Genomic DNA, 26,507 nt, shown 5'->3' on the forward strand with positions numbered 1-26,507 from the left:
GTCACTGATGCCACTGCCTACTTCTGTGAAGCTGTTTGAAATGTCGCCCCGTGACGGCCTGCAAAATGAGCCGGGGGCCATTGTGCCCACCGGGACTAAGATTGCTCTGATTGAGCGGCTTGCTAAAGCAGGTATCACGCACATCGAAGCCGCCAGCTTTGTATCACCCAAGTGGGTGCCACAAATGGGCGACGCCGTTGAGGTGATGGCGGGCATCACACGCCAGCCAGGCGTGGTTTACTCCGCGCTTACGCCCAATTTAAAAGGGCTTGAAAACGCCTTAACCGTGGGTGTTGAAGAGGTCGCGGTATTTGGTGCGGCGTCAGAAGCGTTCTCGCAAAAGAACATTAACTGCTCCATTGCCGAGTCGCTGGAGCGCTTTGAACCCGTACTAGAGCGCGCCCGCGATGCGGGCGTTCGCGTACGCGGCTACGTTTCATGTGTATTGGGCTGCCCCTACGAAGGCGAGATCGCTCCCGCCAAAGTGGCTGAAGTAGCCAAGGCGCTTTATGAGATGGGCTGCTACGAGGTGTCGTTAGGCGACACCATTGGCGTCGGCACGCCGCTGGCCGCTAAACGCATGATTGAGGCGACACGCCAGCAGGTGCCCATTGAGTTTCTGGCGGCCCACTTCCATGACACCTACGGCATGGCACTGGCAAATCTTTATGCCGTCCTTGAAGAGGGTGTTAGCGTTATTGATTCAGCCGCTGCTGGGCTTGGTGGCTGCCCTTACGCAAAAGGGGCATTAGGCAATGTGGCTACTGAAGATGTGCTCTATTTGCTTGAAGGGCTGAACATAGAAACGGGTATCGACCTACAGGCCGTGATTGATACCGGTTTCTGGATTACTCATGAGCTCGGCCGTAAACCCAGCTCCAGAGTCGCCCTGGCTAAAGGCCCTAGAAGTTAATATTAGTCATTAATAATAAAAAAACAGTACGGCTAACGATTCTCTGCCTTCCCGTTTAGATAAAAAAAAGACATCGGAGAGATTTAACATGGCATCACCTGCTCTTACCCAACCCAGCTACTCCAGCAGCATGGCGGACAAGCCCCTTCTGGGCATGACTATTGGCGACAAATTCGATCAAATCGCCACCCTACATGCAGATAACGATGCGCTGATTGTGCTACACCAGAATATTCACTGGAGCTACCGCCAGCTTCAGGAAGAGGTCAATCGCTGCGCCCGCGCCCTGCTCTCTATCGGTGTCAATAAGGGTGACCGGGTGGCCATTTGGGCACCTAACTGCAGCGAATGGACGTTAACACAGTTTGCCACCGCCAAAATTGGCGCCATTCTGGTCAACATCAATCCCTCTTACCGCACCCATGAACTGGAGTACGCGCTGAATCAATCCGGCGCGCGTTTTCTGGTCACCGCTAACAGCTTCAAAAGCTCTGACTACAGCGCCATGCTGTATGAATTAGCACCAGAACTCAACACGTGCACTGAAGGCCAACTCAAGTCGCAAAAACTGCCTAACCTTGAGTGCATTATTAATTTAAGCAGCGAAAAACTGAGCGGTATGTGGCGCTGGTCTGACCTGATGAACGAAGCCAGCAAGGTTAGCCAAACCGACGTTGATGACTTGCAAGCAACGCTGCAATTTGATGACGCCATTAATATTCAGTACACCTCAGGCACCACGGGCTTCCCTAAAGGCGCGACCCTTTCTCACCACAATATTCTCAATAACGGTTTTTTCGTGGCGGAAAGCATGGGCTTTACCAGCGAAGACCGTTTGGTGATCCCAGTGCCGCTCTACCACTGCTTTGGCATGGTAATGGGCAACCTGGGTTGTATGACCCACGGCGCCACCATGATCTACCCGGATGAAGGCTTTGATCCCGGTAAGGTGCTCAAGGCGGTGCACGAGCAAAAAGCTACCGCGCTTTACGGCGTGCCAACCATGTTTATCGCCGAGCTTGATCACCCGGATTTCCCTGGCACCGATCTCTCATCCCTGCGCACCGGCATTATGGCAGGCTCTATCTGCCCCGCTGAAATCATGAAGCAGGTCATCAGCAAGATGAACATGAAAGGCGTGCAGATCGCCTACGGCATGACGGAAACCAGCCCGGTATCTACCCAGACCGGCGCCAATGACAGCATCGAGAAGCGCGTCTCCACCGTGGGTCGCACCCAACCGCATCTGGAAAATAAAATTGTCGACCCCGGCAACGGCGGCATTCTCCCCCGCGGTGAAATTGGCGAACTATGTACCCGCGGCTATAGCGTGATGTTGAAGTATTGGAACAACGATAAAGCCACCGCCGAAGCGATTGACGAAGCAGGCTGGATGCACACCGGCGACCTGGCCACCATGGATGAAGAGGGTTATATCCAGATCGTGGGCCGCATTAAAGATATGGTCATCCGCGGCGGCGAGAACGTTTATCCCAAAGAGATTGAGGAGTTCCTTTATGCCCACCCTGCGATTTCCGAAGTACAGGTCACCGGCGTACCGGATAAGAAGTACGGCGAAGAGCTGATTGCTTGGGTGAAACTCAACAGTACTGCGGGCGAAGTCACCGGTGAAGAGCTGCGCGAGTACTGCAAAGGCAAAATCACTCACTTCAAAATTCCACGCTACTTCAAGTTCGTTGATGAATTCCCGATGACCGTCACCGGCAAGATTCAGAAATTCAAAATGCGCGAAATTTCGATTCAGGAACTAGGTTTAGATCAAGAATCAGGCTTGGATCAAGAGTCATAACGCGCAATGACCAACCCCAACCGTTTAGCGGATCACTATCAGCGCGCCCTGCGCGCTGATGAAATTCTGACACAAATAGATGCCCACTACCCCGACGGCCCCACACTCCACCAACTCGCCCCGCTGGATCAGCTGCATATTGGCGGCGTAGCGGCCTCTACTCGGCTGCTTGAACTGCTCAGTCCTAACACCCATGGCAAAGTACTGGATATTGGCGCTGGGCTAGGTGGATTAATGCGCCAAGGCGCGGCGCTAGGGTTTCAAATGACCGGGCTGGATATCACCCATAGGTTCAGTGCATTAAACAAAGCATTGAGCTTACGAATAAACCAGCCTGAATCACCCCCTATTGCCTGGGTGACCGGTAACGCGAGCGCCCTGCCATTTGCTAAAAGCAGTTTTGACGCCGTACTGTTTCAGCACAGCCTGATGAATATGCCTGACGCTGCCAGGGTACTCGCAGAAAGTCGGCGAGTTCTACGCCCTGGCGGCCAGTTGGTCATGCACGAGGTTGTCAGCGGCCCCTACGTGGCACAGCTTCGCTATCCAGTGCCATGGGCGGCTTCTCCTGAGCACTCGCACCTACTGACCTTAACGTCATTAACCCATTTGCTCGAAACGGGCGGCTTTGTGCTTGAACATGTTGAAGATTGGAGCGAAATAGCCTTGGAGTGGCGCCAACGTCAGCGCCAAAAAGAGCAGACGCCACGCCAAGCGGTGCTCTCCCCTCAATGGGTGTTCGGCGAGCGCTTTATCACCATGGGTAAAAATTTAGTCGATAACCTAGCCAACGGCGCAATTAAAGTGGTGGAAATCCAAGTCAGTTGCTAACCTGATTAGGAATAGCTTTTCTTTCTCTACCCATACGTATACGACAATAGGTGTACGAGAAATGCCAATGAAACGCTTGGCAATTACTCTGCTGTGCTGTTCTGTTCCCTGGTTTAGCAGCTACGCCGACGATAACCCGCCGGTGATGGCTTATACCGCCCCCGACAGCGAACTTATGCAGCTTGAAAACGGCGTTATCCTGGAAGGTAGCGACCTGCAAAGCCTGGACAACTACTCCAGCGGCTTCCGCGTAACAGCTGGCTTCAGCCCCTGGCGGCTTCCTCAACTGGATATTGGCGCGGAAATCGCCTACCGGGAAAGCGAAGAAATCTCCACCTCGTCCAGTGTTAATCCGCTGATCATGGATACCTTAAGTTTAGGCGGCGCCATTGTCGCCGGTGTTCGCATGGGCGCCTTTAGCGTCTATGCGAAGTCCGGCATCACCGAATGGCGCGGTGAAAGCGATGTGGAAGGTGCCGATGAAAGTGGCACCGCGATGCTGCAAGGCTTCGGTGCCACCGTAACGGTCAATCGGCTTGTTAGCCGACTGGAATACGAACGTATCAACTCCCCCACACTTGAACACCTCACTATGCTAAGCGCCTCGTTGCACTTGCCGTTTTGAATTTCATTTTTTTCAAAAAAAATGCGTTAATGATTACATTAAAAATAGCTGCGGCTATTCCTCCCAGACTATCGCGTCATTGCATAGACGGTTGGCATTTTGTCGCTCCAGGGGCACGAACGCTCAAGCTGAGCCGCTAGTGACGCAAGATATAGTCAATAATTCAACAATTGGAAGTTTAACGCTATGTCGATTGAGCTTTGGTTATCATTTGTGCTGGCGTCGTTTTTGATCATCGCATCTCCCGGCCCCGCCGTTGCCCTGTTGGTAACGACCGGTATCAATCAAGGCCGCAAAGCCGCATTGGCAATGTTGCCCGGCTTTTTCTTAGGTGATCTGGTGGCCATGTCACTCTCGTTTGCAGGCGTCGGCGCTCTGCTGATGGCATCGGCGAATCTATTCGCCATCGTTAAATGGCTAGGGGTTCTCTATCTGCTTTATTTGGGTATTAAAATGTGGCATGAATCCGGCCAATTGAACGACCTGGAAACCTCGGAAGCCAACGTCAAACAAGGCACCGCGAAAGCATTTTGGGTGACACTCCTAAATCCCAAAAGCATTCTGTTTTTCATGGCGTTCATGCCGCAGTTTATTAACCAAACTCAGCCCTTAGCGCCGCAGTTGGCAATTTTATTTGCTACGTTTCTTATAATGGGTGTTATCTCGGATCTCGGCTACACACTGTTGTCGACGACTAGCCGACAACTAATGACCGCCAAGTTTCGGCGACTGCTACACCGCTGCGGCGCCGGTAGCTTGTTTGGTGCCGGGTTATTGATGACCGTTATGCGACGCCCGGCAGGGTAATATCGCCTCAATATTTGCGCTTGTTTTCATCAGCGGCAAATGCGCGCTCAATGCCTACTGAATAATTCAGTAATGGAAGCTGTCCGCTCTACTGTCCCCACAACAAGGAGGTATCTATAGCTTGTCTCTAGTAGCGTCTAATTGCGGGTTGTTAGACTGTCCAATGACCTCGGATAGCGATTAATCGGGGCATCACCTCATCGATTGTCAGGCGTTGTTCAAGTCGTCGATGCTTGTCTTAGTAAGTCAACAATGGAGGTTTTCCCACGACCCGCCTATTTTAAAAGTTTGGCAGTTACCTTCTTGTTGTTAACTTTTTTGTTTCATTGCTTACCCTCTTCAGGTGGCGTCCAGATCGGCACGTCTTCGCGCTGGGGCTCGTGCCACTCTTGTTGCATTGCACTGTTCAGCGCTTCTTCCAGCTTCATAAACAGCTCGCCGTAGCGGGGGCTGAAGCTAATACTCCCCTCGATCTCCTTCCAGGCTTCAAACAGCTCGTCCTCATGGGCATCCTCATTTTGCACAAACGCCCAGGTCATTTGCTTGGCCCGCATGGGGTGGACACCCATCGCCGTTAGTGCGTGGCCGCCCAGCTCCAGAGCGGAATGATAGGTTTCACTGACAACGTCATCAGCCCCTGCTTCTCGCAGTTGATAGCCATGGCCGCGATCAAAGGCGCGGGCTAGCACCCAGACATGCGGATAGTACTGCTTCACATGCTTGACCATGTGCACAGCGCGGTCGCGGTCGTCCAAGGCAATAACGATTAACCGGGCATGCTCGATACCAGCGGTTTCGAGCAAATCGGAGCGGCTAGCGTCGCCAAAGTAGCTTTTGATGTTAATTTTGCGCAGGTTTTCAATCTGTTCGATCTCATGGTCCAGCGCCACAATAGGAATATTATTGGCGCGCAGCAGGCGACAAATAATTTGTCCAAACCGCCCTACGCCCGCAACGATCACCGGGGCCTGCTCTTCTATTGCGTCAGCTTCCCGACTGTCGTTCTTGGCACTGCGGTAGCGCGGCAGAACCAACCGGTCGTAAGCAATAAACAGTAGCGGTGTCAAAAACATTGAGAGCGCCACCACTAGGGAGAGAATCTGGGAGATGTCGGTTGGAATGACACTGTTCTGTACGCTATAGGTCAGCAGCACAAAACCAAATTCACCTGCCTGGGCAAGGCCCAGGGTGAATAGCCAGCCATTGCTGCCACGCACTCGAAACAGCAGTGCTAAGCCGAGCAGAATCACGCCTTTTACCACGATCACGGCCACGCCTAACGAGAGAACCGTGCCCCACTCGGCCGCCAGCACCGAGAAATTAATACCTGCCCCCACGGTAATAAAGAACAACCCCAACAGTAGGCCTTTGAAGGGCTCAATATTGGCTTCCAACTCGTGTTTAAATTCGCTGTTGGCAAGTACCACCCCGGCCAGGAACGCGCCGAGGGCGGGCGATAAATTAACCAAACTCATTAGCGCGGCAATGCCGATGACCAGCATCAGGGCCGTGGCGGTAAATACTTCGCGCAGGCCAGAACTAATCACATAGCGAAACAGCAGGGGCACTAAATAGTAGCCTGCCGCTATCACGCTCGCGATGGCCGCCACGACCACCAAGGCATGGGCCCAGCCGGGCAAGTGTGCGACCAGGCTTAAGCTGGCGTGTCCATCATCGCTAACGTCGCCCATTAACTCGGGAAGTGCCAGCAGCGGAATTAGCGCCAGCATGGGAATAACGGCAATATCCTGGAACAGCAGCACCGAAAAGGCGCTGCGGCCCCCTTCGGTTTTGGCAAGCCCCTTCTCGTTCAACGTTTGCAGCACAATCGCCGTGGAAGAGAGCGCAAAAATGAGCCCCACCGCCAGGGCAGTTTGCATCACTAGCCCTAGCCACAAAGCAATAGCGGTGCCTGCAGCAGCGGTTAGCACTACCTGAAGCCCCCCTAGCCCCAGCAGTCGAACGCGCATCGCCCATAACCCTTTCGGGTCGAGCTCCATGCCGACCAAAAACAGCATCATCACTACGCCAAATTCCGCAAAATGCTGAATAGTGGTGGTTTCCTGGCCCACCAGCCCCAGGATCGGGCCAATCACTACCCCGGCGACCAAATAACCCAGTACCGAGCCCAGCCCAAACCGTTTGGCAAGGGGAACCGCAATTACCGCGGCGACAAGATAAATAAAGGCTTGAATAAAATAGCCGGTCATCGTGTTTCCTCAAAATAGAACGAGCTGCTTGACTTCCCTGAGCAATAATGTAGCGTACTAGTACGCTAGTACATTACTTATTAACCGATGGCATTCTTCGATGGTTTCACAACTTACCTTTACAACATGACGACAAACGATCACTACCAGGCTGAGCTTATTCGCCACTTGCTCGCCATAGACTCACCCGAGGCAATGGACGCAGCACTGGCCGACCTGCTGACTCCCGCAGAGTATCAAGAAATCAGTAAACGCCTACAGATTTTTAAGCTGCTGCGCGAAGGGGTGCCGCACCGCAAAATTGCCGAAACCCTAGGGGTGGGTATCGCCACGGTTTCCCGGGGTTCGCGCGCGTTGTCCACCTTGCACGCTTCAACACCGCTACCCTCTTCACAAGCTTCTTCACGGAACGATGCACCATGACCATTGCCAATACGCATGCCTCGAGCCCGCAGCCGTTTACGCTGCCACGCAAACCTCACTACGTGACGCTGGCGGCGGACTGCGATTTCTTTGCCCTGTTTCAAAAAATCGAGCGGCAGTTTGATACCTGCTACATGCTGGAGTCGCTTGGCGAAGATAGCCATATTGCACGCCATTCGATCATCGGCTTCGACCCCGAATACACGCTGTATGCCAATGGCAACACGCTAACTATCGAAGACCGTGACGGCAATGCAAACGAGTACCCAAGCGATAACCCTTATGAACTACTGCGTAGCCTGATCCCCCAAAATATTATTTCACGTAAGTACGCGGGTGGCTTAAGCGGCTACCTCGGTTACGACGCGATGCAGTACTTCGAGCCCTCGCTGACCCTAAAAGCCAGCGACGACTTCGATACCTTCCGCTTTGGGCTCTACAAGGATGGTCTGATCCTCGACAAGATGACCGGGGAGGTTACCTACTTCTACTATGACAATAGCCGTTACGACTTCCTGCAAACCCTGATAGACGCCGACGAAGAACCCGCAGGCCCGCTGCACATTACCGCGCTGGGCGACACGATGAGCAAAGCTGAGCACGCCGAGGCGGTCGCCAAGGTGAAGCAAGACATCATCGACGGCAAGGTGTTTCAGTGCGAGGTCGGCTTTAAAAAGCGCTTTCAGATTGAGGGCGACACCCTGGCCCTTTATGACCAACTGCGCACCATCAATCCGTCACCCCAAATGTACTACGTCAAATTCGGCGAGCAGAAGCTGATCGGCGCAAGCCCGGAGCTGCTGTTCCGCCTGCGCCAGGGTGAGATGGAAACCTTCCCGCTGGCGGGTACCACCCTTCGCGGCCAAACGCCCCAGGAAGACACCCAGCTCGCCCGGGCGCTGCTCAACGACCCCAAGGAGATCGCCGAGCACAATATGATTGTGGATCTGCACCGCAACGATATTGGCCGGGTGGCCCAGTTTGGCACGGTAAAAGTGCGCAGCCTGATGGATATCAAGCGCTTTAGCCACGTTCAGCATATCTCCAGCGAAATTGTCGGGATTATTGCCGAAGGCGAAGACATGTTCACCGCCCTGGCGAGCAACTTCCCGGCAGGCACGCTCACCGGCGCGCCCAAGATTGAGGCAATGAAGATTATCGATGATCTGGAAACCGACGGGCGCGGCCCCTACGGCGGTGCGGTGGGCCAGTTCTCGTTTAACGGCGACTGCACCTTTGCGATACCCATTCGCACCGTGTTTATGAACGGCGAGCGCGCCTACGTGCAAACCTGCGGCGGCAATGTGTTCGATAGCAACGCCGAGGATGAGTACGAAGAGATTCGCCGCAAGTTCGCTGGCACTCGCAAGGCCCTGGCCCCTTTTATGAGCACGGATATGGAGAGCCCCGCATGAAGGTGCTGATCATCGATAACTACGACTCCTTCACCTATAACCTTTACCAGTTTATTGGTGAAATCTTAACCACTGAGAAGAATCGCGGCGGGTTGCCTTATTTTGAGATCATCGTTAAACGCAACGACCAGATCGATTTCCACGCCATTGAGGCGCTGGCGCCGGATCGCATCATTATTTCCCCCGGCCCCGGCTCGCCGGATGACCCACGCTACTTTGGCGTGTGCGCCGAGGTAATAGAGAAACTGGGTAAGACCACCCCGCTGCTGGGGGTTTGCCTGGGCATGCAGGGCATCGTGCATGTGTTCGGCGGCAAGGTAGTTAAAGCGCCGCTACCTATGCACGGTAAGATTAGCCCGATCAATCACGACAATCGCTCGGTGTTTAACGGCGTGCCTGACCAGCTTGAAGTGATGCGTTATCACTCACTGATTGCCGATGCGACCACTTTACCCGAGTGCCTGGAAGTAACCGCCACCGTGGGCGCACTTGCAGCTGATAGCTTTGAACAGCGCAGCCGCTGGCAGGCAATGGGTGAATTCGAACTAATGGGCGTTAAGCACCGGGAGTACCCGATTCACGGCATTCAATTCCACCCTGAATCGTTCGCGACCGAAGGCGGTAAGGAGTTGATAGCCAACTTTCTTTTCGCGCCCAACGATCAAGCCAGAGCGTAGGCACGCAGCATAGGGTGGCTAAATGAGGTTCAATGAAACCGTTAGCCACCCCGCACAAACCAGATTCACGACAACCGTCAGCCAGAACGTAACCTGGAAGACGGTTTTCTGGGTTTTATGCTGCAGCCGCTGTTGAGCCAGGAACGCACCCGGCCAGCCACCCACTACCCCAAGCAGATGTAACGTTTTCTCGCTCACTCGACGGCGGTTATTGATAGCCGACTTTTTGTCGATGGCGTAGGTAATGTAAGCGAGCATGCTAACCACAGCGTAAAAAGCGACGATTGGGATCACAGTGGGGACTCTTGAAGAAGGAGGAGCTACTTACGTCGCTGAGAAGGTTTGCCGCCCACCGCTGGCTTACCGCGGCCTTTACCAACGGGCTTACCTTTAGCACCAGGCTTGCCGGGGGCTTTGCCCTTGGGTTGCGGCTTACCTGACACGCCGCCTTTCGGGCCGGCACCTGTTTTTCCACTGACTTTTCCGCTGGCGGCTTTTTTACCTTTGGGAGACGGTTTAGGCCCAGCAGCCTTCGCGCCCGCTTTGGCCGGTCGCCCTTTTGCGGAAGGCGGCTTTGCCTTTCCTGCGCCTGAGCTGTAGTTGGGCCTTTCCGGCTTAGCTTTACTCTTCTTCTCCGGCACGGCTTCTGATTTTTCGGTCAGCGCGATAATGGTGTCGATCTCTTTAGGGGTGAGATCGCGCCAATCCCCCAGGGCCAAGCCTTTAAGGGGCACATTCATAATGCGCGTGCGAATTAGCTGGGTAACTTCATAGCCGAAGTACTCGCACATACGGCGAATTTGCCGATTGAGCCCCTGAACCAAGGTAATGGTGAATACACAGGTGGACTCTTTTTGCACCTTGCAGCGCTTGGTCACCTTGCCAAGAATCGGCACACCGCCTTGCATGCCCTCGACAAACTCGTCGGTGATCGGCTTGTTCACCGTCACCTGATACTCTTTTTCGTGGTTGTTATTGGCGCGCAGAATCTTATTAACCAAATCGCCGTTATTGGTTAAAAAAATCAGCCCTTGGGAGTCTTTATCGAGCCGGCCGATGGGAAAAACGCGCGTGCCGTGTTTTACAAACTCAACGATATTGTCTTTTTCGCTGGACTCGGTGGTGCTAACGATGCCCACCGGCTTGTTCAGCGCAATAAGAACCAGATCCTCCTCTTCCTGTGGCTCGATCTCCTGGCCATTGACCTTGACCAGATCACCCGCCACCACCTGGTCGCCGGTAGTGGCACGACGGCCGTTAATCCACACGTTGCCCTGTTCCACAAAGCGATCTGCTTCACGGCGAGAGCACATTCCACTTTCACTAATGTATTTATTGATACGGGTAGATTTTCGTAACGACATAAAACGCCATGTGGCTAAAAGGAGTGAACAAAAAAGTTAAAAAGAGGAGCCGGGCTGCTTTAGAAAAGCCAGCTCCTCGTCGGTAGAGCCCCGCCCCAACAGTGCATTACGGTGCGGGTAACGCCCGAAGCGATCGATGATAGCCTTGTGGCGCACTTCAAAATCGTAGTTATTCGCTAACCCCGGCTGGTCGAACAGTTGCATCGCCACCTCATGAATGGCGGTCGACTCGCTATGCATATAGGGCATATACAAAAATGCCCGCTGCTGGCTGGATAGCTCGGCGTCTGCCCCCGCTGCCACCGCCTCCTGAGCCAGCGCTAGCGCCAAGGTGTCGGTGGCAAAGGCACGGGCATCATCGCGGTAGATATTGCGCGAGAACTGATCCAGCACAATGATTTCCGCCAGCCGCCCTTCAGCCGTTTGCCGCCATGGGTAGCACTCACACCGGGCGGCCTGGGCATGCACTTCGCCAAAACGCGCCAGGATCTTGCGATCCATCTCAAGGTCTTTTTTAAACCACTGAGCAGGCGTCAACGCGTCAAACCAAAAGTCGAGTACCGCTTGAGCATCTGAAGACATTGACACCTCTTTGTCGTGATAGGACGTTCTAATAAAACTTCCTATAAAACGTCGTGGTAAAAACTGCGGTTATAAAAAAACTAGCCAGTATTGCGTAGTCCAGCTGCGATCCCCGCCATGGTCACCATTAACGCGCGCGACAGATCGGCGCTGATCGCCCCATCCGCATCGCGGTTGCGCTGCAGCAGTTCCGCTTGAAGGCCATGCAGTGGGTCGATGTACGGATTGCGTACATCGATCGCCTGGCGAATCAACGGCGTGTTCTCCAGCAGCTTATCCTGTTGGAGAATATCGAGCACCGCCTCCTCAAGCCGCGCAAAACGCTCACGTAGCTTTTTGCCCAGCGCCTTTAGCGATGGCTCATCGACAAGGCGATGCTCGTAGTAGGCGGCAATGGCCACGTCGGCTTTGGCCAACAACATCTCAAGCATGTCGAGATAAGTGCCGAAGAAGGGCCACTCAGTGCGCATTTCTTGCAGCACATCGCGGCCGCCGGGCTGCTCTAAGCGGGTTGAGAAGGCTTCACCACTGCCCAGCCAGGCCGGCAGCATCAGGCGAATCTGCGTCCAGGCAAAGATCCATGGAATGGCGCGCAAGGTCTCTACGCCGCCATCCTGGCGTCGCTTGGTGGGGCGTGAGCCTAGCGGCAGCCTTCCTAAAGCGCCCTCCGGCGTTACCGCCCGGAAGTAAGGGACAAAATCGGGGTCTTCCCGCACCACGCCGACATAAGCACCATGCGCTACCTTGGCGAGTTGATCCATCTCTTCACGCCAATGCGGTTCCGGCGCGCGAGGCGGCAACAGCGTGGCTTCCAGTACCGCGCAGGCATAAATCTCCATGGAACGTAGCGCAATATCGGGCTGGCCGAACTTGAAGCGAATCATTTCGCCCTGCTCGGTCACTCGCAGGCTGCCGTTCACCGAGCCGGGAGGCTGGGAAAGAATCGCCGCATGGGCCGGGCCACCACCACGACCAACAGTGCCACCACGGCCGTGGAACAGGGTTAAATCAACGCCGTGCCGGTTACACACATTGACCAGCGACTCCTGAGCGCGATACTGCGCCCAGGCAGCGGCCAGCTGGCCGGCATCTTTTGCCGAATCCGAGTAACCAATCATGACCTCCTGACGGTCATCGATCAGCGAACGGTAGCCCGGTATCGCCAGCAGCTGATCCACCACATCGCCTGCGTGATCCAGGTCATTAAGGGTTTCAAACAGCGGTGCGATAGGTAGCGTTACCTGCCCTCCCACCTCTTTCATTAGCAGTGCTACGGTAAGCACGTCCGAGGGCTCAGCGGCCATGGAAATGATGTAAGTTCCCAGCGCTTCTGAATGCTCCTGGGCGATGACTTTGAAGGTATCCAGTACTTCACGGGACTCGGCGGAGCACTCCCAGCGGCGTGGGATCAGCGGGCGACGTGAGGCCAGTTCGGCGAGCAGAAACTCCTGGCGCTGGGCTTCGTCCCATTCGCGGTAGTGACCAAGTCCCAGCGTGCTGGTAAGCTCTTCAATTACCTGTGCGTGGCGGCTGGCCTCCTGGCGCAAATCGAGTTTGGTCAGCGTAACGCCGAATACGGCGACCCGGCGCAAGGTATCCAGCAGCGCCCCGTTAGCGATAGTATCGAGACCAACATCGCACAGTGAGCGGTAGCAGCCGAGCAGCGGTGAATAGAGCTGATCACGGGTTTCAATAATCGGCCCGCCGTCATAGTTACGCCCCTCAAGCTCGGCCTTGGCCCAATCCCGGGTTGACTCCATTCTTGTCAGCAGGCGCTTTAGCACTTCGCGATACGGTTCGGCCACATCGCCCGCCTCGGCTTTAAGCGCACTGTTGGCCTTCCACATGGAGAGCTCGGTCTTCAACTGCTCAAGATCGCGCAGGTAAAGGTCGGCGGCCATCCAGCGGCCCAGTAGCAATACCTCGCGGGTGACCCGGGCGGTCACATTGGGATTGCCATCGCGGTCACCGCCCATCCAGGAAGCATAGCGGATGGGCGCGGCATCCAGGGGCAACCGCTCACCGGCGGTATCCAACAGCAGATTATCCAAATCCCGATGGAAATCTGGCACCGCCTGCCATAGCGAGTTTTCAATGACCGCAAAGCCCCACTTGGCTTCATCCACCGGGGTGGGCCGCTCGTGGCGGATCTCGTCGGTATGCCACGCCTGGCTAATCAGCTCTTCCAGGCGCCCCTGGGCACGAGTGCCACGCTCCGGATAATCCTCGGAGCTCTCAATAGCGGTTAAGCACTCATCAATGGCGTCATATTTTTGAATCAGCGTACGCCGGATAACTTCGGTGGGGTGAGCGGTTAGTACCAGCTCAACGCGCATGTTGGCAAGGGTCTCGACCAATTTGCGCGGTGAGTTGCCGGCCTGTTCGGCACGCGCAAGCAGCTCCCCCAGTACCGGCTGGGAGCCGGGCTTGTAGTCCTCTACCCGGCGAAAGCGCGCCCGATAGTGCTGTTCGGCAATGTTCGCGAGGTTTAAGAACTGGTTAAACGCACGGGTGACCGGTAGCAGATCCCGCTCGGGCAGCTCACGCAGGTACTCGATCAATTCACGCTGCTGCAGCGAGTCGCCCTGCCGCCCGCGTTTGGCATGGGCGCGAATGGTTTCAATTTTATCGACAAATGCCTGGCCCAAATCGTCGGCAATGGTTCGCCCCAGGCTGTCGCCCAGAATACGTACGTTATCGCGCAGAGATTCGTGTAGGTCGTGACTCATTGGCATGGCCTCCTTGCAGGGGTCGCATCATTATTAGATCAGGAATGGGTAGATTGTTTTTCTTCTGCTTTGGCTGCCTGCCAGTGGGCTTCCATCTCGTCTAGGGAAGCCTCTGTTAATGGCCGCTGGGCAGCGCTAAGCTCACGCTCAACAAAACGAAAACGGCGTTCGAACTTGGCATTGGTAGCGCGCAGGCACTGTTCAGGGTCGGCATTCAGCGTGCGGGCAAGGTTGGTCACTGCAAACAGCAAATCGCCCACTTCTTCCTGAGCATGCTGTTGATCACCCGCGGCGAGCGCCTCTTCCACTTCCGCCAATTCTTCACGAATTTTCGCCACCACACCGCGGGCATCAGGCCAGTCAAAGCCTACCCGCGCGGCGCGCTTGGACAGCTTGGCAGCGCGGCTAAGGGCGGGCAGCGTGCGCGGTACATCGTCCAGCACAGAGGGCGTGGCATCAGCCCTTTCGGCGCGTGCCCTTGTGTCACGTTCTGCAGCTTTGAGTGATTCCCAGCGGCTGTTGACCTGCTGAGTTTGCACCTCTGCGGCGCTCACTCCTGGCGGGCGCCGAGAAGCCAGGGTGCCCTCCGGAAATACGTGGGGATGTCGACGCAACATCTTGGCGGTCAGGGTATCGACGATATCAGCAAAGTCGAAGCGCTGCTCCTCCGCCCCGAACTGGGCGTAGTAAACCACCTGAAAAAGCAGATCGCCTAGCTCACCGGGTAGCTCGTCAAAAGCGCGTCGCTCAATGGCGTCGGCGACCTCGTAGGCCTCTTCCAGCGTATGGGGCACAATGCTGTCCCAGTCCTGCTGTAAGTCCCATGGGCAGCCCTGCTCGGCGTCACGCAGCACTTGCATCAGGGTCAGCAGGTCGTCCATACCATGGCGCATCATTCCCCTCCCTTACGCGTTTGCTTTTCCGGGTCTGCATTGCGCAAACGGCGCACTTCGGTAACGTTTGGCAACTGCTGGATACGGGAGAACAGACGCCCCAGGGATTCCAGGCCGTCGACTTCCAAGGTAATGCGCAGACGGGCAATGCCCTCGTCGGTATCGGTTAATGTGTTCACGGCGAGTACGTTGACTTTTTCATTGCCGAGCAGCCCTGTCACATCGCGCAGTAGCCCAGAGCGATCCCAGGCTTGAATCTCAATGGTCACCGGATAGCGGGTCTGGGCGCGTTCGCCCCACTCTACCTCGATAATGCGCTGGGGTTCGTCCAGGCGCAATTGCAGAATATTGCTACAATCCTGGCGATGCACAGTGACGCCACGCCCCTGGGTGATAAAGCCGATGATCGGTTCGCCAGGCACTGGCCGACAGCAGTTCGCCATGCTGGTTTTCAGGTTGCCGACGCCGAGCACGGTGATATCACTTTTGGTGGCTTTGCTGGATTGCCGCTGAGGCTTGGCAAGCAGGCGATTAAGCTGCTCCTGATCGTCGGTCTCGCCGAACAGCTGTTGGGCCTGATGCAACACTTGGCCAATACGCAGATCACCGGCACCAATGGCGGCGTACATATCGTCAGCATTGAGGTAGTTAACCGCCTTGGCCAGCTTGGGCAGGTCGAGCCCTTCGACATCCAGGCGGCGCATTTCGCGGTCAAACAGCGCGCGCCCTTCATCCAGGTTTTGACCCCGTGCCTGGTGCTTGAACCACGCCTGGATTTTGGCCCGAGCCCGGGAGGTACGCACATAGCCCAAACTGGGATTTAACCAGTCGCGGCTAGGCCCGCCTTTGGTGGCCGTCAGTATCTCGATCTGCTGACCGGTTTTGAGTTTATAAGTGAGCGGCACAATGCGCCCATTGATCTTAGCACCTCGGCAGCGGTGGCCAATTTCGGTATGCACTCGATAGGCAAAATCGATAGGCGTGGCAATCCGCGGCAGATCAATCACGTGACCGTCAGGAGTGAAGACGTATATGCGGTCAGGGGCCACGTCGCTGGAGAGTCCTTCGCGCAGATCGCCAAAGCCGCCCACTTCGTCCTGCCACTCCAGTACCTGACGCAGCCAGGCAATTTTCTCTTCGTAGCTACGGCTTTTGGCGTTGGTATCGTGGCCTTTGTAACGCCAGTGGGCACACACGCCCAGCTCCGCTTCGTCGTGCATGGCGAAGGTGCGAATCTGGATTTCGAGTACCTTGTTCTCCGGCCCCATGACGGCGGTATGCAGCGACTGATAGCCGTTCTTTTTGGGGTTGGCGATATAGTCGTCAAACTCGTTGGGCACGTGGTGCCAACGCGAGTGAATAATCCCCAGTACGGTGTAGCAGTCCGACACTTCCGGCACCAGAATGCGCACCGCACGCACGTCATGAACTTGCGAAAAATCGATCCGTTTGCGCTTCATTTTGCGCCAGATCGAGTAGATATGCTTGGCCCGCCCATCCACGTCGTAGCGGTGAATATGTTGGGCTTCCATCAAGCCCTTGATGGTTTCCACCACATCGTGAATATAGCGGTCGCGGTCAAGGCGCTTCTCCGCCAACAGCTTGGCAATCGCTTTGTACTCATCTTCATGCAAGTAACGAAACGAGAGGTCTTCCAGCTCCCACTTAAGCTGACCGATGCCCAGGCGGTGGGCCAGCGGCGCGTAAATATCGGCGACTTCCCGAGCCACCTGTAAACTTTTTTCCCGGGGAGCGTCTTTTACCTGGCGTAGTGCGCAGGTGCGCTCAGCAATTTTTATCAGCGCCACGCGCACATCGCCGACCATATTAACCAGCATCTTGCGCAGGTTTTCCTGCTGATTGTGTTGGCCCATGCCGTGGTCAGGCGCCAGTGGGTAGCTGATAGCGGCCATTTGCAGCACGCCATCGATCAGGCTAGCAACTTCTTCTCCAAAGCGTTTTGTCACCGCTTCAAGGCTCAGTAGACCTTCCCGCACCGCACGGTAGAGAACGGCGGCTTCCAGCGTAGCCTGATCCAGCTTCAAATCGCCAAGGATATCGGCCATTTCCAGGCCCATGCGGAAGCTGGACCCCGGCGAAAGCCATACACGATGCGTGCGAGGAGCTTCTAGCTCTAACGTTTCAGCAAGCTCACAGGCCTCGACTAAACGCTCGGGATCACGTAGGCGCACATCTTCTTGCAGGCGCGTTAACCATTGTTGTATATCCACCTTTCCGCTAGCGGTTAGCGGCTGGTCTTCACGCACTTTTACCATGACTATCACTCATCCATTCTGGGGGACGATCTCCACACGGCTGTCACCGTGGCTTGACGCATTTAGCTGCATCAGCTTCACACAGCATCAGTTTCAAACAACATTAGTTTCAAACAACATTAGTGTTTCCATATGCGCAGTGTGAAGGAACATATCTGCCACTGCTACTTGCTTAACCCGGTAACCCGCATGCACAAGATGTGCCGCATCCCGGGCAAGCGTTGCGGGGTCACAAGAAATATAGACCACTCTGGGCACCGGGTGGCGCGCCAGCGCCTGACAAATTGCTTCCCCACCGCTACGCGGCGGATCAAGTACGAGTGCATCACTATCGCGATGAGCAGATAGCAGCTCTTTAACGCTGGCGGGGTCGTTCAAATCGGCCTGTTGGCCGCTGACCATCAGCGCGTTGTGTTTAGCATTTATCGCAATCCGCGCCACCATGGCAGGGTTGCCTTCCACCGCGTGCACTTCAGCACCCGCCGCGGCGATGGGCAGGCTGAAATTCCCGATACCTGCAAACAGATCGAGCAGTTTTTGCCCTGGCTTGGGCACCAACCATTGCATCACTTGGGCAACCATTTGCTGATTAACCTGGGCGTTGACCTGTAAAAAATCGCCTGGGGCAAAACTCAGTTTTAGCGATGGCTGGTCGTTGAGTATTAGCGACTCCTCCAGCACCGGGGGTGCGCCATGCCAGTGCAGCGTGGGTGTTTCACGACCCAACCAGGTGCCTAAAGCCACCTGACGGTGCTGGGCATAGGCTTGCCAGCGCTCGGCATCCTGAAGGTGCTCTTTGAGTTGACGAACCAGTACTACTTGGGTGGTCGCCGTTGCCAGCAATTCTATGTGACCCACATGGCGCGGCGCATCTAAGCGTTGGAGCAACTCGCGTAGTGGTGTTAACAACTGCTGCAAAGAGTCAACCAATACCGGACAGCGCTCGATGTCGACTAAGCGATGGCTATGGGCAGCACGAAAGCCAAGGCGCGTGTTGCCCTGGCTATCTACCTTGACGCCTAGCCGTGCACGACGCCGATAGCCCTGGTCATCGCCCTGAATCGAGCCAATCTCGCCTAGCGTGATGCCTTGACGCGCAAACAGGTCGCGCACCACCTCACGCTTGTGAACGCGCTGGGCATCAATATTTAAATGTTGTAAATCGCAGCCGCCACAGTGGCCAAAATGCGGGCATGGGGGCGTAACACGCTGATCAGAGGACGTTAGCAGTGATTTAACATGCGCTTCATCAAAACGTTTGCGCGTCAGATGAATCGCCACCTCTACCTGTTCACCGGGCAACGCCTGATCAACAAACACGGTTTTACCGTTGGCTGAGTGGGCGACGCCACGGCCATCGTGCGCTAAGCGCTCAATCACCAAGGGCGACGTATCACCATCGGTAGCCGTATGACGCGTTTTGCCGCCTGGCGTGCCAGCAAGCCCAGAATGACCTGACGCGGGCCTAGACGGCCGCCTTTTTCCCAACATGGCCATGGTTATACTCCTGGGGCAAATAGGCCAGTAGAGAGATAGCGGTCACCGCGGTCACAGACAATAAACACAATCACCGCATTTTCTGTTTGCTCGGCAATGCGCAGCGCGCCTGCCAAACTACCACCTGATGAAACTCCAGCCAGAATGCCCTCTTCACGGGCTAGACGACGCATATGCTCTTCGGCTTCTTGTTGGCCGATATCAAGTGTGACATCCACCCGGGGCGCTTCAAAGATGGCGGGGAGGTACTCTTTTGGCCAGCGGCGAATACCAGGAATGCTGGCGCCATCGGCGGGCTGCAAACCGACAATTTGGATAGCCGGGTTTTGCTCTTTTAAATAGCGTGACACGCCCATGATAGTGCCCGTGGTGCCCATTGAGCTTACAAAGTGAGTCACTTCGCCACCGGTTTGTTGCCATACTTCAGGGCCGGTGGTGCGATAGTGCGCCAACGGGTTGTCTGGGTTGGCGAACTGATTGAGCGGTTTTCCCTCTCCACTGGCGATCATGTCATCCGCTATATCCCGAGCTTCCTCCATGCCGCCGGCTTTACTGGCAGAAATGAGTTTGGCCCCATAGGCTGCCATCGCCTGCTTACGCTCTTCCGAGGCGTTTTCCGGCATCACGAGTACCATTTTGTAGCCTTTGATCGCCGCCGCCATGGCCAGTGCAATGCCGGTATTACCTGACGTTGCCTCAATCAGCGTATCACCGGGGGTAATATCACCACGGGCTTCCGCCTCGCTGATCATGGAGAGTGCGGGACGATCCTTGACCGAACCCGCCGGGTTATTGCCTTCAAGCTTAGCCAGCAGCGTATTGTTGCGACCGGCGCTAATGCGCGTCATGCGCACTAATGGCGTGTTGCCAACCACATCCTCTAACGTGGGATAGCCCTTAAGATCGTTCATGAAAATTCCTTATCGTAACCGTTATGCTGCATTATATCGGTGCTGTCTTGACCTGGACAGGCAACCTCATTGAATCAGCGAGCTTCTTTTCATGTCATTGAACACCCGTCTTCTGTTTGCCCTACTCGGTTTCCCGCTCCTGGTGTACGCCATAATGGCCGTACTGCTGGTCATACAGAGTGGTACGGAAGCTCGGGCGGCACAGCAAGAACGCTTGGAAAATGCTGGCGAGCTGTTGTCACCCAGTGTTGCTGACGCAGTCGCACAGGGTGATTCTCAACGCCTTGAGGCCCTGGCCCGCCAACTTCTCACCATGAGAGGATTACGGGCGGTAGCGCTCTTTGATGCGCAAGGCGATCGTCTTTTATTACTGGGCAACGCTGCACGACCCACTCTGGAAGCGCCCGCTAACAGCCAACTGCTCATGGAAGAAGAGGCTTGGCGACTGCGCTTACCGTTAGAGGTTACCCAGCCTAATACAAGTCCAGCCAGTGCGGTCAGTGATAGCGCAGGCTGGCTGGTTATCGAGATGGACACCCGAGCGCTCACCCTGGGGCGTTATAAATTGATCGCTAGTCTTAGCTTAGGCGGTATGTTGCTGGGCCTGCTGATGTTTTTAATCGCCTTCGCCATCAGTCGCTATGCCACCCGCCCTATCGAAGAAGCTAACCAAGCGCTTTATCGCCTATCCCGCGGTGACTATCGGCTACATCTGATGCCTTCTAATGCGGCGGAACTTAACCACCTGACTAGCCACATTAATACCCTCGCTGAACACTTTCAGCAGGCCCAGCGGGATATGCAAACGCAAATTGAGCAGGCCACCAGCGAACTGCAAGAATCCATGGAAACCATTGAGGAGCAGAATATAAAGCTCGATTTGGCACACCGCAGCGCTTTGCGGGCGAATGCGGTGAAATCCGAATTCTTAGCCAACATGAGCCATGAGATTCGCACCCCACTCAACGGCATTATTGGGTTTTGTCGGCTGCTGGGCCGTTCATCGCTGGATACGCGCCAGCAGGAATGGTTGCAGCACGTCCATCGCGCTTGCGACAACCTGCTTATGTTGGTTAACGACGTGCTCGACTTTTCCAAGCTTGAGGCCAATCGCCTTACTCTTGAAGAAACGGATATCGATATCGTCGCGCTGGTTGATGAAGTGATTGGGCTTCACGCGCCTGAAGCCCAGCGCAAGCAGTTACACTTAGTGGCGATGGTGTATGACGATGTCCCTACACCGCTGAGCGGTGATCCGTTGCGTATTCATCAAGTGTTAAATAACTTGATTGGTAATGCGCTCAAGTTCACTCATGAAGGTGACGTGATTGTGCGTGTCATGCTGGATAACCAGGAAGGCCAGCATGTCGTGCTTAACCTCAGCGTTAGTGACACCGGGATTGGTCTTAGCGATGCCCATCAGAAGGCCTTATTTAGCGCCTTTTCCCAAGCTGAACCCAGCCATTCACGCCAGTTTGGCGGCAGTGGCCTGGGGCTTACTATCTGCCGCCAGCTTATTGAGCGCATGGGCGGCGAGATTGAGCTGGAGAGTGTACTGGGCCAAGGCACCACTTTCTCCTTTACACTGCCCCTACTGGCTCACAAAGCAATCGAACGGCCGGCGGAGATTAGCCTAGCCAACCCCACTATTTGCCTCTATGAAACCCATGCGCCTACCCGACATGTGTTGGAGCATTTGCTGCAACGCTGGGAAGCGCAACCGATTGCGTTTGATGCCTCTGAACCGGCACAACTGCTTATATTGGGGTTGGAACACAGTGATTATACGCCCGAACGCCACCGCTACTGGCAAAAAGTCATTGATCAAACGCCTTGCCCTGTATTGATTTTAGCCAACGGCAACAGTCTTGACCTGCCCCCTTTGCGATTACCCCAGGGCGGTGAAACGCTTTACAAACCCTTTTCACGCGCTCAATTGGTGGCATCGCTTAAGCAATTACTGCTACCGGTGCTTGTTTCCTATGACAAGCCTGAGCCGTTAGCTGCTCTGCCAGCGTCGACTCAACCGGTCAAGTTGCTGATTGTGGATGACAATGCGCCGAACCGTGAGTTGCTCAAAAATATGCTTGAAGATCCCGCCCTGCATATCACGGCATTAGAAAGTGGCCACCAAGCACTAGAGTTTGCGCGAACCAGCAATGTGGACATGGTGCTGATGGATATCCGCATGCCTGGCATGGATGGTGTACAAACCACCCAAGCGTTGCGCAGGCTTAGCAGCACTTGGGCTCGCTGCCCCATTATAGCGGTCACCGCTCATGTCCTCAGCAGTGAACGCCAAAAGTGGCTCGCCGAAGGCCTTGATGACGTCCTGATAAAACCCATTGATGAGGCACAATTACATCAACTGCTTCATCGCTTTTTGGGGGTTACTCATCGGCTAGCCGACAGTAATGCAACGCCTCCTTCAACGAGCAGTAGCAAAACCGCTATTAAGTCATTTAGCCACACGACGCCCGCCAAACTACTCGTTGTGGATCTTGAGATAGGCGCACGCCTAGCAGGCGGTAAAGAGTACCTCGCACGGGAGCAGCTAAAACGTTTGATCGACAGCTTGGACGAAAGTGAACAACACATGCGTAGCGCTTTTGCGCAACAAAATTTGCCGATGCTGCTCGATTGGGTCCACGGCTTGAATGGCGCCAGCCGTTACTGCGGCGCACCGGAGCTGGCATTGCTGGTAGAGACGCTGGAAACACGGCTGCGGACCAGCGGCTTAGACCATGTAGAAGAGCTACTGGAGGACCTATATCAGGCAATGGCACGACTAAGAGCACACCGCCCGTTTTTACTCAGGCCCTAAGCCAATAAATAATGCCTAAAGACCAAAAACCAAAGACAAAAGCTTCGCCCGGTCTTGGCTGGCTATGAGCGTTCCAACACCACAAAAGCAACCGCGTACTCGGCTTCGTCACTCAAGGTGATATGACTCGCCGTGACGCCTGCCGCCTGGAGTAGCCGCTCTGCTTTACCGTCAAGCACGAAGTAAGGCTTACCCAAGGCATCATTAAGCACCTGGATATCACACCACTGCATTCCGTGGCGCAGGCCAAGCCCTAGCGCTTTAACAAACGCCTCCTTGGCAGCAAAACGTTTGGCGAGGAAAGCGGCAGGCTGGGATTTCTGCAGCCAAAGCGTATGCTCTTCAGGCCCTAAAATTCGCTGCGCAAAGCGCGGGCCGTGCCGCTGCACGGCCCGCGTAAAGCGCTCTATACGCGCTATATCGGAGCCAATACCCACAATCATCGCCTAAAAAACCTCTTAGTAGGGACTCCTGAATAGCCAATCTCTGGAGAGTCAATCTCTGATCAATGCCCGCAGCAACCGTGATGCACATGATCTTCTGTATGTTCATGTTCATGGTCGTGCTCATGATCGTGGGCATCGAGAGCTGCCATTAATCCCGCCTCTTGGCCTGCGATAGTCAAGCGTTTCATTTCTTGCACGGCCTCTTTCAGGCCAACAAACAGCGCACGGGCAATAATGGCATGACCAATATTAAGCTCGTTGACGCCTGGCAATGCCGCAATAGCTTCAACGTTATGGTAGTGCAAGCCGTGACCAGCATTGACCACCAATCCTAGTGAAACAGCATGCGTGGCGGCAGCTGTTAAGCGGTGATACTCCGCATTTGCCGCTTCGCTGCCTGGCCGAGCTTCAGCATAAGCGCCCGTGTGCAGCTCGATGGTAGGAGCTCCAGCGCGCTGGGCAGCGTCAATTTGCGCTACGTCAGGGTCGATAAACAAAGAGACGTCGCAGCCCGCTGCGCTCAGCCGCTGGCAGGCACTGGCAATGGATTCAAAGCCGCCGACCACATCCAGGCCACCTTCAGTAGTCAGTTCTTCACGCTTCTCAGGTACCAAACAAACGTGGGCTGGGCGCACTTCTTCAGCCAGCGCCAGCATCTCTTCGGTAACCGCCATTTCCAGATTCATGCGGGTATTAAGCACTTCAGCCAGAATGCGTATATCCCGAGGCTGAATATGACGACGGTCCTCACGCAAATGCACCGTAATACCATCAGCCCCCGCCTCTTCAGCCACTAGCGCGGCTTGAACAGGGTCAGGGTAGCGGGTACCTCGAGCCTGGCGAAGTGTCGCAATGTGGTCAATATTGACGCCTAACAGTATCCGAGGGGGGTGCATAATGCCTCCAGCGCAGCGATAAGAAAGAGATTGTGAGTAAGAAATTCAACCATTAGGGACGATGGCGGCGGCGCGCTAAATCGAGCATTAATTCCCGCGAGCGTAAGACGGTGGAACCCAGGTGCGGTGCCAGTGCGGCACGCATCACCGCCTTCAAAGCGTTAGCGAGCCCATCATGCTGCCAGTCACCCTGTTCAATATAGCGCAGCGTGCGGCCATCTAAACCGCGTTCGGCCGGGGAAAAAGCGCGCGTCGCTGCATCAAAACGATAGCGCAGCTGGGGATCCAAAACGCTACCCTCCGGTGTTGTAAACTGCGGCGTTGCTTCCAGCGCTTCCAATAGCGCCCACTCATAACGGCGCAACGCCAACGCCCTCTCAGCGGGCGCTGGCAATGCTTCCAGCAGCGCCGTATAAAAGGCGAACACATCAGGGGCTGGCAACTCTAGCGGCAATAGTCGGGTGGCGATCTCATTGGCGTAAAGCCCACATAGCAAGCCTTCACCCGCTAATAATGCCGTTTGGCCGCGTGATTCCATCAGCGTCAGCCGCTTTAAATCACGGCTGCCCTGCCACGTCACGAATAGCGGTGTAAAAGGCTGCAAACGTTGTCGCGATTTTGATCCGGGCCGTTGCCCACCATGGGCTACAGCACGCACTCTGCCGTGGTCAAGGGTTAGTAGATCTACCAGCGCACTGGTTTCACGGTAAGGCCGGCGATGAAGTAAGAAAGCCGGCTCAGGCGCCATCGCTACACTCAATCGAGGTCGTAACCCAGGCTTTTCAAGGCGCGCTCGTCATCCGACCAGCCACGCTTCACTTTCACCCAGAGATTCAGCATGACTTTGGTGCCCAGCGCGCGCTCCATATCAAGGCGTGCTTCACGACCAATACTCTTGAGTCGATCGCCGTTTTCGCCAATCAAAATAACTTTTTGACCCTGCCGCTCAACCAGGATGAGTGCGCTGATATGTGTCACACGCTCGGTCTCGCGGAACTCTTCAATCTCAACGGTCATCTGGTAAGGCAACTCATCACCCAACTGGCGCATTACTTTTTCACGTACCAGTTCAGCGGCCATAAAGCGCAGACTTTTATCGGTAATCTGGTCTTCAGGGAAGAAGTGAACGCTTTCAGGGAGATGCTTGGCCACCTCCTCTTCCAAGGTATCCACCTGGGTGCCATGTTTAGCTGAAATTGGCACGATGGCGGCGAAGTCGCGTCGAGCACCCACCTCAGCCAACCACGGTAAAAGATCACCTTTCTCGCCGAGACGGTCGACTTTATTGACCGCCAAAATAACCGGCGCTTTGACGTGTTCCAGACGCTTCAATACCGCTTGGTCTTCTTCGGTCCAGCGAGTGCGGTCGATAATAAACACCACACAATCTACGTCACGCAGTGCCTGGGTAGCCGCCTGGTTCATAAAGCGGTTGATCGCCTTATTACGGTCCTTGGACATGATGTGCATGCCCGGCGTATCGACGTAGATGAACTGGGTCTCATTCTCCGTTTTAATACCCATTACCTTGTGGCGCGTGGTTTGTGGGCGCCGTGAGGTAATCGATATTTTCTGCCCCAAAATACGGTTCATGAGGGTCGATTTGCCCACGTTGGGTCGGCCGACGATGGCAACGAATCCGCAGGTTTGGCTCATGATTTTTCTCCAGGGCTTTTTTCGAGGTACGACAGTGCTTCTTCTGCTGCTTGCTGTTCAGCATGACGGCGGCTAGGACCTTTACCAGTGGTATGCTCAACCAGCAGGTCAATGTAGCACTCCACGGTAAAGGTCTGGGCATGCGCCTCGCCCTTCACGCAGACAACTTCATAGCGCGGCAAGGCGGCTTGACGCGACTGCAAAAACTCCTGCAACCGCGTTTTGGGGTCCTTTTGGGTATCTTGCAACGAGATATTTTCCAATCGCTCTGCATACCAATCCAATACACGGTCACGCACCACATCCATACCGGCATCCAGATAGATAGCACCAATGATGGCTTCAACCGCATCCGCCAGGATCGATTCACGGCGATGTCCACCGCTTTTCATCTCACCAGAGCCTAGCCGCAAGCACTCACCGAACTCCATTTCCCGGGCAAGCTCCGCCAGCGTTTGGCCTTTCACCAACCGCGCACGCAGGCGTGAGAGCTGACCTTCACGAGCCTGGGGGAAGCGTTGAAACAGCGCCTCGGCGATCACGAAATTGACAATGGAGTCACCCAGGAATTCCAGGCGCTCATTGTTACGACCACCGAAGCTTCGGTGGGTCAAGGCCAATTCCAATAGCGTATCGTCGCCAAAGGTATGGCCGATTCGTCGGCAAAAAGCGTTCAGGGAATTACTCACAGCTCTCCTACGTCATTGACGTTAACTAAAGGG

Annotated in this window: 23 protein-coding genes; 9 read left to right on the forward strand and 14 right to left on the reverse strand. The window is 55.2% G+C overall.

The window, feature by feature from the left end; genetic code table 11:
* Positions 1 to 7: 7 nt before the first annotated feature.
* The 5 genes from KO116_RS12705 (at position 8) to KO116_RS12725 (ending at position 4,986) form a co-directional block, all read left to right on the forward strand.
* Positions 8 to 913 carry a hydroxymethylglutaryl-CoA lyase gene (locus KO116_RS12705; RefSeq protein WP_035566073.1) on the forward strand — a complete coding sequence of 302 codons (906 nt, stop codon included), beginning with the start codon at positions 8 to 10 and terminating at the stop codon, positions 911 to 913.
* 88 nt (positions 914 to 1,001) lie between these two features.
* Positions 1,002 to 2,723 carry an AMP-binding protein gene (locus tag KO116_RS12710; RefSeq protein WP_035566076.1) on the forward strand — a complete coding sequence of 574 codons (1,722 nt, stop codon included), beginning with the start codon at positions 1,002 to 1,004 and terminating at the stop codon, positions 2,721 to 2,723.
* A 6-nt stretch (positions 2,724 to 2,729) separates the two neighbouring features.
* Positions 2,730 to 3,554 carry a class I SAM-dependent methyltransferase gene (locus KO116_RS12715; protein WP_035566079.1) on the forward strand — a complete coding sequence of 275 codons (825 nt, stop codon included), beginning with the start codon at positions 2,730 to 2,732 and terminating at the stop codon, positions 3,552 to 3,554.
* Between the two features lie 61 nt (positions 3,555 to 3,615).
* Entirely contained in the window at positions 3,616 to 4,179 is a 564-nt protein-coding gene (locus KO116_RS12720) for a hypothetical protein (protein WP_035566081.1), read from the forward strand.
* Positions 4,180 to 4,365: 186 nt separating this feature from the next.
* Positions 4,366 to 4,986 (forward strand): LysE family translocator, encoded by a 621-nt coding sequence (locus KO116_RS12725; protein WP_008956745.1) that lies wholly within the window; start codon positions 4,366 to 4,368, stop codon positions 4,984 to 4,986.
* 323 nt (positions 4,987 to 5,309) lie between these two features.
* On the opposite strand, the gene KO116_RS12730 is transcribed toward KO116_RS12725, so the two are convergent.
* The gene (locus KO116_RS12730) at positions 5,310 to 7,196 is read right to left on the reverse strand and encodes a monovalent cation:proton antiporter-2 (CPA2) family protein (RefSeq protein WP_035566084.1); all 1,887 of its coding nucleotides are present in this window, start codon (positions 7,194 to 7,196) and stop codon (positions 5,310 to 5,312) included.
* Positions 7,197 to 7,322: 126 nt separating this feature from the next.
* Between KO116_RS12730 and KO116_RS12735 the strand changes: the two genes are divergently transcribed.
* The 3 genes from KO116_RS12735 to KO116_RS12745 are packed head-to-tail and all read left to right on the forward strand — an operon-like array spanning position 7,323 to position 9,711.
* Positions 7,323 to 7,619 carry a Trp family transcriptional regulator gene (locus KO116_RS12735; RefSeq protein ID WP_008956747.1) on the forward strand — a complete coding sequence of 99 codons (297 nt, stop codon included), beginning with the start codon at positions 7,323 to 7,325 and terminating at the stop codon, positions 7,617 to 7,619.
* Positions 7,616 to 9,034 carry an anthranilate synthase component I family protein gene (locus KO116_RS12740; RefSeq protein ID WP_035566087.1) on the forward strand — a complete coding sequence of 473 codons (1,419 nt, stop codon included), beginning with the start codon at positions 7,616 to 7,618 and terminating at the stop codon, positions 9,032 to 9,034. Before KO116_RS12735 ends, KO116_RS12740 begins: the two co-directional genes overlap by 4 nt.
* Positions 9,031 to 9,711, forward strand: coding sequence for an anthranilate synthase component II (locus KO116_RS12745; RefSeq protein WP_035566090.1), 681 nt, complete (start codon positions 9,031 to 9,033; stop codon positions 9,709 to 9,711). Before KO116_RS12740 ends, KO116_RS12745 begins: the two co-directional genes overlap by 4 nt.
* Positions 9,712 to 9,729: 18 nt before the next feature.
* Here the strand turns inward: KO116_RS12745 and KO116_RS12750 are convergent, their stop codons facing one another.
* The 8 genes from KO116_RS12750 to cysM form a co-directional block, all read right to left on the reverse strand.
* Entirely contained in the window at positions 9,730 to 10,005 is a 276-nt protein-coding gene (locus KO116_RS12750) for a DUF1294 domain-containing protein (protein ID WP_035566093.1), read from the reverse strand.
* Positions 10,006 to 10,031: 26 nt separating this feature from the next.
* Entirely contained in the window at positions 10,032 to 11,075 is a 1,044-nt protein-coding gene (gene rluF / locus KO116_RS12755; RefSeq protein ID WP_035566096.1) for a 23S rRNA pseudouridine(2604) synthase RluF, read from the reverse strand.
* A 36-nt stretch (positions 11,076 to 11,111) separates the two neighbouring features.
* On the reverse strand, positions 11,112 to 11,657 hold the full coding sequence (locus KO116_RS12760; RefSeq protein WP_035566098.1) for a DUF924 family protein: 546 nt from the start codon (positions 11,655 to 11,657) through the stop codon (positions 11,112 to 11,114).
* A gap of 80 nt (positions 11,658 to 11,737) precedes the next feature.
* Positions 11,738 to 14,386, reverse strand: coding sequence for a phosphoenolpyruvate carboxylase (gene ppc, locus KO116_RS12765; RefSeq protein ID WP_035566101.1), 2,649 nt, complete (start codon positions 14,384 to 14,386; stop codon positions 11,738 to 11,740).
* Positions 14,387 to 14,424: 38 nt separating this feature from the next.
* Complete coding sequence (gene mazG, locus KO116_RS12770) at positions 14,425 to 15,279, reverse strand: nucleoside triphosphate pyrophosphohydrolase (RefSeq protein ID WP_035566104.1); 855 nt, start codon at positions 15,277 to 15,279, stop codon at positions 14,425 to 14,427.
* Positions 15,279 to 17,555 (reverse strand): GTP diphosphokinase, encoded by a 2,277-nt coding sequence (gene relA / locus KO116_RS12775; protein ID WP_035566106.1) that lies wholly within the window; start codon positions 17,553 to 17,555, stop codon positions 15,279 to 15,281. The genes mazG and relA overlap by 1 nt, the downstream gene beginning before the upstream one ends.
* Before the next feature lie 93 nt (positions 17,556 to 17,648).
* On the reverse strand, positions 17,649 to 19,052 hold the full coding sequence (gene rlmD, locus KO116_RS12780; RefSeq protein WP_035566108.1) for a 23S rRNA (uracil(1939)-C(5))-methyltransferase RlmD: 1,404 nt from the start codon (positions 19,050 to 19,052) through the stop codon (positions 17,649 to 17,651).
* 2 nt (positions 19,053 to 19,054) lie between these two features.
* Positions 19,055 to 19,963 carry a cysteine synthase CysM gene (cysM, locus tag KO116_RS12785; RefSeq protein ID WP_035566113.1) on the reverse strand — a complete coding sequence of 303 codons (909 nt, stop codon included), beginning with the start codon at positions 19,961 to 19,963 and terminating at the stop codon, positions 19,055 to 19,057.
* A 91-nt stretch (positions 19,964 to 20,054) separates the two neighbouring features.
* Between cysM and KO116_RS12790 the strand changes: the two genes are divergently transcribed.
* The gene (locus KO116_RS12790) at positions 20,055 to 22,787 is read left to right on the forward strand and encodes an ATP-binding protein (RefSeq protein WP_035566116.1); all 2,733 of its coding nucleotides are present in this window, start codon (positions 20,055 to 20,057) and stop codon (positions 22,785 to 22,787) included.
* Between the two features lie 62 nt (positions 22,788 to 22,849).
* Here the strand turns inward: KO116_RS12790 and acpS are convergent, their stop codons facing one another.
* The 5 genes from acpS to rnc all read right to left on the reverse strand — a co-directional run bounded on the left by acpS (position 22,850) and on the right by rnc (position 26,474).
* Entirely contained in the window at positions 22,850 to 23,230 is a 381-nt protein-coding gene (gene acpS, locus KO116_RS12795) for a holo-ACP synthase (protein ID WP_008956759.1), read from the reverse strand.
* Positions 23,231 to 23,292: 62 nt separating this feature from the next.
* Positions 23,293 to 24,129: a pyridoxine 5'-phosphate synthase gene (pdxJ, locus tag KO116_RS12800; protein WP_035566118.1), complete on the reverse strand. Its 837-nt coding sequence runs from the start codon at positions 24,127 to 24,129 to the stop codon at positions 23,293 to 23,295.
* A 52-nt stretch (positions 24,130 to 24,181) separates the two neighbouring features.
* Positions 24,182 to 24,877, reverse strand: coding sequence for a DNA repair protein RecO (recO, locus tag KO116_RS12805; RefSeq protein WP_035566121.1), 696 nt, complete (start codon positions 24,875 to 24,877; stop codon positions 24,182 to 24,184).
* An 8-nt stretch (positions 24,878 to 24,885) separates the two neighbouring features.
* Complete coding sequence (gene era, locus KO116_RS12810; protein WP_008956762.1) at positions 24,886 to 25,785, reverse strand: GTPase Era; 900 nt, start codon at positions 25,783 to 25,785, stop codon at positions 24,886 to 24,888.
* Positions 25,782 to 26,474, reverse strand: coding sequence for a ribonuclease III (gene rnc / locus KO116_RS12815; RefSeq protein WP_035566125.1), 693 nt, complete (start codon positions 26,472 to 26,474; stop codon positions 25,782 to 25,784). Before rnc ends, era begins: the two co-directional genes overlap by 4 nt.
* Between the last annotated feature and the right edge of the window lie 33 nt (positions 26,475 to 26,507).

Origin of the sequence: Halomonas sp. KO116 (assembly GCF_000734975.2) — a bacterium.
Taxonomy (GTDB): Bacteria; Pseudomonadota; Gammaproteobacteria; order Pseudomonadales; family Halomonadaceae; genus Vreelandella; species Vreelandella glaciei.